Origin of the sequence: Roseomonas sp. BN140053, from assembly GCF_047690175.1 — a bacterium.
In the GTDB taxonomy this organism is placed as follows: Bacteria; Pseudomonadota; Alphaproteobacteria; order Acetobacterales; family Acetobacteraceae; genus Roseomonas.
Window position 1 is genome coordinate 1 of record NZ_JBLLEB010000073.1, and the last position, 6,476, is coordinate 6,476.

The following is a 6,476-nucleotide window of genomic DNA, read 5'->3' on the forward strand; positions in this document are numbered from 1 at the left end:
GCGCTACCGCCACCATCCGCGTCGCTGTCCGTCGGTTCGGCTCCCGGCGTGCCCGCCTGCGCAACTCGGACGCGCTCAGCAGGTCAGTCCGGATCGCCAGCGCTCGTCCCATCGGCCCGTCCGCTCCAGCCACGCCGAAACCGAATCACCGAACCTAGCGAACTGAAACTCACATCCGAGTCAGTTCATCCGCTCGCCGGTATCAGTCATCCAGCCCCGTCAGGCAGCGCCAGCATTGCGGTAAGCACCGCGCCAGCCGGTGATGCCGGCGCCGAAGTCGTGCACCACGCGGAGCGTCACGCCCAGGTGGGCCGCTTCCTCGAAGCTCTGCACTGTCGGCACCTGGTTGCCGTTGAGGTAGGCACACTCGAACACCGGAGCCTGCGCCGGGTCCGCGAAGAGCCACCACGCGTTGCCGCTGAGCCGGGGTTCCACCAGCAGCTCCAGGCGGCCGGCGAAGGGGCTCACGGAAGCGCCGCCGCTGGGGAACGGGATGAGGGAGAGCTGCGAAAGCTGCTTCTCGGCCGCCGTTTCCTGGTCGGGACTGACCAGCAGGTAGCGCGGGGGGATGCCCAGCGGGCCGCCGTCTCCAACGTCCTTGTGCCCCCGGATCGCCTTCCGGCCGGCGCCCAGGCCCGTGTCATCGAAGGTTCCGGCCGCGGTCGCCAGGGTTCCCCGATCCGTGGTGAACAGCGCCGCACCGTCCGAGAGGGTGGGGCCGGCACCGTTGTTCATGGTCAGCAGTCGCACCAGTTCGCGCGCCTCGGCTTCCGCAGCAGCCGTGGCCGCGCCCCGGAGCGCCTGGCCGAAGGCGTCCAGGTCGTCGTTGATGAGCGCTTGCCGAGTGAGCGAGAGATTCTTCGCGTAGGTGTCCAGGGCGTAGCTCTCCCCCGTCTCCGTGAGGCTGCCGTACCGCACGGCAGCCGCCTCGGGCACCTTCTCCAGCGTCGGCATGTTGCTGATCCGCAGGCCGGCGCGAAGGCGGAAGTCGCTGGCACTGGTCACCCGGCAGAGCGCCAGCCGGAGCGGCGACTGCGCCCGCGGGTACAGCTCGGCGAGGGTGCGGTTCGCCGCGCCACCGAGCAGCGCCGGGAAGTCGCTGGTGGTCATGGTCCCGGTCGCCGCCAGAACACCCTCGATCAGCCGGGCCGGCGCCCAGCCACGGGTCGCGGTGCCGCTGGCTTCCAGCACCTCGCGCGCCATCTCGGGCATGGAATAGCCGGCATACCGCCCGCCGCTGCCGGCCGGCGCTCGGTTGAGGATGCGCGCCGTCAGCGCCTCGCTCATCGCCTCCCGGCGCTCGTGTGGCGCGTCGTGGTCGATGCCGACGCGAAAGGCGGTATTGCTGCGCGGAGGCGTCAGCAGCGCCAGGGCGTCGAAGGCGGCGTCGCGTGCGGCGCTGATCGTCGCGCCGGCCTCCAGCTGCGCCAGGACCCAGGAATCCGGCAGGGCGCCCCGCGTGGCGTTGGCGATGGCACGCAGCTCCGGGAGCGACGCGGCGGGCAGGGCCGGGGCCGCAGGGGCGGTGCCGGGGGGAACGGCCGCCGTGGGGGCAGTGTTCATCGTGTTCTCCAGGTGCGCCGGCTGCGCCGGCAGGGTGGTGGAAAGCGTGCGGGCCAGCGCGGCCGGAACGTGGTGGAAGCGGGCGAGCCCTGCGGCGCTGGCCCGTATCTCGACCGGCTCGGCGATATCGGTCGCAAAGCCGTTTGCCAGGGCCGCCGGGGCGTCGAACCAGGTTTCGGCGGCCATCAGCTCTGCCACCTCGGCCTCGCTCTTGCCCGTCCGTGCGGCATAGGTGCGCCGCAGGGCGCCGCTCACCTGACGCAGCAGCTCCCCCGTCCGGTCCATCTCGCGCTCGTCCCCCATGGCGAGGGTCCAGGCGTTGTGGATCATCAGGAAGGCGTTGGACGGCATGACGATCCGCTCGCCCGCCATGGCGACCAAGCTTGCCGCGCTCGCCGCCACGCCCTCAATGGTGACGGTCTTCTGCCCGGGGTGGCGGGCCAGCAGGTTGTGGATCGCGATCCCGGCCAGGGCATCACCGCCGTAGCTGTTCAGGCTGATCGCCAGCGTGGAGCGGCCCGCCTTCTCCAGTGAAGCCGCGACGCCAGCCACGGTGATTTCGCCGCCGATGTCGCCGTGCAGGCGGAGGGGGAAGTCAGGCATTGCCGCTTCCCTGGATGCTCGCGCGTGCTGCGACGATCCGATCCAGCTCCGCGGCGGCATCATGCGCCGATGTGGCTTCTCGGCGGGCCAAATCGTCGTGCAGCCCCAGCAGACACAGCACCAGGTGAAGGATCTCCGCCCGGTGCGCGAAGCGGAGAGCATGGCCGTTTCCGTTCTGGAGCAGGACCAGTGCGCCGCACGGGTCCAGCAGCACGCCGGCTGCATCGGCGTCGCTCGCCTGCGTCGGTACTACCTCGCTGCTGCCCAGGCTGAGGGGCAGAGCGTGGCCATGCTGCCGCACAATGGCCATGGCGCGATTACTCGGCATGGGTCGCGCTCACGGGAGAAGGTGCGCCGGGCGGGACGATGCCGAGATGGGCGAACAGCACGCGATCAGCAGCATCGAAGTGTGGTGTCGCTTCCAGGGCGACGAAGGCACGGGGCTTGCCGAGAGGATTCCCGCTCCCATGCGCCAAATGTTTCACGAAGTCGCCGCGCCAAAAGGACGCCTCATGAGGATGCGCCTGGTGGACGAGGCTTCCGACCAGCCAGAGCGGGTGCTTGAGGTCGCGCTCCAATATCTCGGGCGGGAGGTCCACCCCTCGCAGGAGGGCAGCACGCCGGCGCTCGATCACACCCGCCTGGTGCAGTTCCATGCCGCTCGTGCTGAACGACTCATCCCCCATAGTCCACGCAGTAAGGAGGATGTCGCGAGCTACCTTGAGAGGCAGCGCGAGCCCGGTGTGAGGATCGGTCAGAGCGCCGAACAAGCGCGCATTGTAGATGTCGATGAGCTGGAAGAGGTTTCGACGTCCTGTGCCCGGCCGCCGACCTTGCACCAGCTCGAAAGCGCCGATTTTCAGCCATTGCGCAAGGCGGGCTGCCGGAACGCCGGCCGCCTCCGCCGCGATGCTGGTCTCGAACCGCTCGATTCCTAGAGCCCGGACAAGTTCGGAAGGGTACGGCTTCACAGGGCTTCTCCGCTCTGGAGTTCAGATCAGTCTTATAAGGTAGATAACTACTTTATTCGGGGTGTAGCAAGATCATTGAGAGCGTCGCTACGGGAAGTTTCTGAGCTTTACACCCCCTCCGGATCGATTTGCTGGCCTGCTATTCGTCCGCATTCGGCAGCAGCCGTCAGTAAGAGAGCGCGGACCGGCTCTGAGGGGGCTGCACGCACGAGGCAGGACAGCGCGAGCGAGAGGCTGTTCGCCGCCGCGGCGGAATGTGGAGCCACCGCCACCGCTTGCACCAGATCGGCCGCTGCGAGGGCGCTCTTGCGGAGCGACTGGTAGGCTCGTCGCTCCGCTGCGAGTGCCACCCGGCGCTCGCTTCCATGATGAGCGCCGGGTGGAGTGGTCATGCCGGCAGCCTATCCTCGGGCAGCCATCCGTAGTTTGGCCCTAGCACCGCGAATGGGTCCTCGCCCGTCAGCCCGGCCAGGACCCGCACGACCCGGTCAGTGACCAGGGCCAGCCCTTCCAACTCGGCGTGTGTGCCGCGCTGGAACTCGCTCTCGCCGATGCGGCACGTTCTGTCCGCGACCAGCGCCAGCAGCGCCAGCGCGTCCCCCACGGTGGCGGGCGGCGTAGCCAGGATCAGCGCCTCGTGGTCGAGCCAACGTTGTGACGCGCGCTGGTAGGCTGTGGCATCGTAGCTGGTGGCCTCGGCCGCCCCCTCCATCGCCTGCCACAGCGCGGGGAGCTGAGCCGCCAGGGACACCACCGAGCCGGGCGTGCTGGCAGCCACAGCGCCCGGCGGGAGCCCGAGCCCAGCAGCCACGGCCGGAAGGGCAGCGAGAAGGCTGCGCCGATCCAGCGCCCTCACGTCAGGGCACCGGGCGCGAGCCGTGCCATGTCCGCGAGGAGGCTGTCAGCCAGTCGCCCATCTTGCCGGGTGACGCCATCATCCAGGGCGGCGCAGAGCCGCGCCACCTTCACTGCCACGCCGGCCATGCCAGCGGCAGGGATTGCCGCCATCTGCCCGATCACTGCCGCCCAGGTATCCCCGGCCGCGTCCACGCGCGCGTCGGCGTCCTGCATCTCGGGATGCCCTCTGCGGAGCTGCACGCCCTGCGCGATCAGCCGCTCTTCCACGTCCGATGCGGCGCTCACGGCGGCTTCATGGGCCGCCTCGGTCGCATGGAGCGAGGCGTGCAGCTGGATCAGCGCGGCGTCGGCGTGGGGCGCCGCGGTGGAGCCCGCGGCGGGCGCCGTGGCGGCGGCGATGGCTGCACCAAGGATGGCGCGGCGAGGCACGGCGTTCACGGGCGTAAGCCCCGAGAGGGGCGGTGGCGTCGCAGCGGTCGCCAGTCCGGCGCCAGGGTGACCGGCTGGGCGCTGGCCTCGGCGTCGCTGTCGTCGTCCAGCGGTTCGGGCTCCCGGTCCTCGAACTCGGCGTCGATGGCGTCCGCGAGGTCGAGCAGCTCGGCCGCTAGCTTGAGGATGCGCTCGCGCCGGCGGAGCAGCGCGAGCATGGCGGCAGAGTCTAGCGGGGGACCTCTTCTGGCCAGGATAGGGCCGGGGCGCTGGGCTCTTCTAGGCGCGGGTGTGCTATGGGCGTGGGTAGCCATGGCCTGCTGACTCCTTCAGCGGGTTGCGGTCAGGCCGGGCATCGGGATCCAACCCCCGACGCTCGGCCGCTCGTGTTGCGGCAAGGCCGCCTCACACGTAATGTGTAACCTTGCTCACATCGAGCAGTCAACTCATATTGAGTAGGGTTACTCAGATCGTGGACATTACGCCCGCTCAGTGCCGCGCGGCGCGCGCACTCCTAAACTGGTCGCAAGACCAGCTTGAGGCGGCGGCTAAGGTCGCGCGCAAAACCATCGCGGATTTCGAACGCGAGGTCAGGACACCCTACGCTCGCACCCGTGCTGCCATGCGTGCAGCCCTGGAAACAGCCGGGGTAGAGTTTCTCGAAGCGAACGGCGCGGGTCCGGGAGTGCGGTTCCGACAGGATTCGAACCAGGGGCGGGCATCGTGACAGCTGGTAAGCGACACCACTTTGTTCCGGAGATGCTTCAGAAACGTTTCGCTGACGCGGAGGGCATGCTTCATTTTGCAAGGAAGTCAGGGAATGGCGTCAAGCTTGGCCGTGCAGTACCGGGCAATTTATTTGTTGAGCAGTACCTCTACAGCGTTATCCACGATGATGACACAAAAGATTCAAGCCTTGAAAGTGCATTGAATAAATTAGAAACGGCGACGGAGACTATTGTAGAGAAGATCGTCAGCTCCGCGCGGAAAGATCAAATCCCACATTTATCTGACGAACAGCGCTCCACGTTCAATTTGTTTTTTCATATTCAATGGAAAAGAGTCCCCGACCTATACGCCTCTGACGCAGCAAAAGCCTCCATTGACCAAACGTTCAAAGAAACGTTGGATGCGGCCCGGGCCAAGTTCCCTGACAAAGAGGATGAAATTGCACAACTTATGGAAGACAAAGAGAAAGCCAGACTCTTCAAAAATGCACAAGTTGGCGTTGTAGGTAGCATCAGCGAGAGAGTTCTGGATGTACTAGGTAATCGTGGACTTGCTGTCATGAAGGTAGGCCAGCGAGGGAAGAGCTTCATCCTAGGTAGTCGCCCAGTGGTAAAAATGGGCAACCAGTCGCTCTACCACCCGGACGGCGAGCTTTGGCTTCCGATTGCTCCTGATATCGCAGTTGGAGTTCACAATTTCGAGGTGCGAGAGCAATTACTTTATCTTCGCGATCCTCATATCCGCCGCATCAATTCCGCAATCGTCAGTCAGAGTTCTATGTTTGCTGGGCCACACGCGCCCCTTATAGCATCTCTGGCCAGACCAAGGTGAGGTAGGTCCCTCCTGATAAAATGGCGCCGGCGATTCGGCCGCCCAACCACTCAACTTAGCTTCCTGGTCGAGTATTGCGCAACAATCCCCGAGATTGCTGAACCTTTTAGTGCTGACTGAACCTTGCTTAACCCTTTTCTAAACCTCAGCACTATCGCAGCCAAGCGCTCTTGCCGCCCGTATTGCGCGGGCGACCGGGGAGGACCCGCCGGGGACGGGGGTGCTGCCCCTCCCCTCACCTCATGACGGCGGCAAGCCGTCGCAGCTCGGCCGCCACCTCGTCCTTCTCCTCGTGGAAGCGCTCCGGGTCACGCCTATCGGGGCAGAGCCGCCGTACTCGCGCGGCCAAGTCCTCCAGCGTGCGAGAGGACTGGAGTGCGCCCCTGTGAGTGGACAGGATCAGGCCGCTGTTTTGACCGTCTGCTGGGCGTGTTGATCTTCGAACTGCACGGGGCTGAGATAGCCCAGAGCCGAATGCAGCCGTCGTGAGTT

7 protein-coding genes are annotated in these 6,476 nt (G+C 66.4%); 1 reads left to right on the plus strand and 6 read right to left on the minus strand.

All coding sequences use genetic code 11. The features are described from left to right. Window positions 1-219: 219 nt before the first annotated feature. From ACLIBK_RS25235 to ACLIBK_RS25260, 6 genes are all read right to left on the minus strand, one after another. On the minus strand, window positions 220-2,166 hold the full coding sequence (locus tag ACLIBK_RS25235; RefSeq protein WP_415390065.1) for a head maturation protease, ClpP-related: 1,947 nt from the start codon (window positions 2,164-2,166) through the stop codon (window positions 220-222). Further along, a complete protein-coding gene (locus ACLIBK_RS25240) occupies window positions 2,159-2,494 on the minus strand; it encodes a hypothetical protein (RefSeq protein ID WP_415390066.1) in 336 nt (111 codons plus the stop codon). Before ACLIBK_RS25240 ends, ACLIBK_RS25235 begins: the two co-directional genes overlap by 8 nt. Continuing rightward, window positions 2,484-3,137, minus strand: coding sequence for a hypothetical protein (locus tag ACLIBK_RS25245; RefSeq protein WP_415390067.1), 654 nt, complete (start codon window positions 3,135-3,137; stop codon window positions 2,484-2,486). Before ACLIBK_RS25245 ends, ACLIBK_RS25240 begins: the two co-directional genes overlap by 11 nt. A gap of 388 nt (window positions 3,138-3,525) precedes the next feature. Beyond that, a complete protein-coding gene (locus ACLIBK_RS25250) occupies window positions 3,526-3,915 on the minus strand; it encodes a hypothetical protein (protein ID WP_415390068.1) in 390 nt (129 codons plus the stop codon). Window positions 3,916-3,989: 74 nt separating this feature from the next. Further along, on the minus strand, window positions 3,990-4,433 hold the full coding sequence (locus tag ACLIBK_RS25255; RefSeq protein ID WP_415390069.1) for a hypothetical protein: 444 nt from the start codon (window positions 4,431-4,433) through the stop codon (window positions 3,990-3,992). Next, window positions 4,430-4,642: a hypothetical protein gene (locus tag ACLIBK_RS25260; RefSeq protein WP_415390070.1), complete on the minus strand. Its 213-nt coding sequence runs from the start codon at window positions 4,640-4,642 to the stop codon at window positions 4,430-4,432. The genes ACLIBK_RS25255 and ACLIBK_RS25260 overlap by 4 nt, the downstream gene beginning before the upstream one ends. A gap of 505 nt (window positions 4,643-5,147) precedes the next feature. Here ACLIBK_RS25260 and ACLIBK_RS25265 point away from each other — a divergent pair. Then, on the plus strand, window positions 5,148-5,984 hold the full coding sequence (locus ACLIBK_RS25265; RefSeq protein ID WP_415390071.1) for a DUF4238 domain-containing protein: 837 nt from the start codon (window positions 5,148-5,150) through the stop codon (window positions 5,982-5,984). Window positions 5,985-6,476: the final 492 nt, after the last annotated feature.

Excerpts from the sequence above, each read along its gene's own strand:
- ACLIBK_RS25235 (WP_415390065.1), bottom strand. The coding sequence starts at position 2,166 with ATGCCTGACTTCCCCCTCCGCCTGCACGGCGACATCGGCGGCGAAATC.
- ACLIBK_RS25260 (WP_415390070.1), bottom strand. The coding sequence starts at position 4,642 with ATGCTCGCGCTGCTCCGCCGGCGCGAGCGCATCCTCAAGCTAGCGGCC.
- ACLIBK_RS25240 (WP_415390066.1), bottom strand. The coding sequence starts at position 2,494 with ATGCCGAGTAATCGCGCCATGGCCATTGTGCGGCAGCATGGCCACGCT.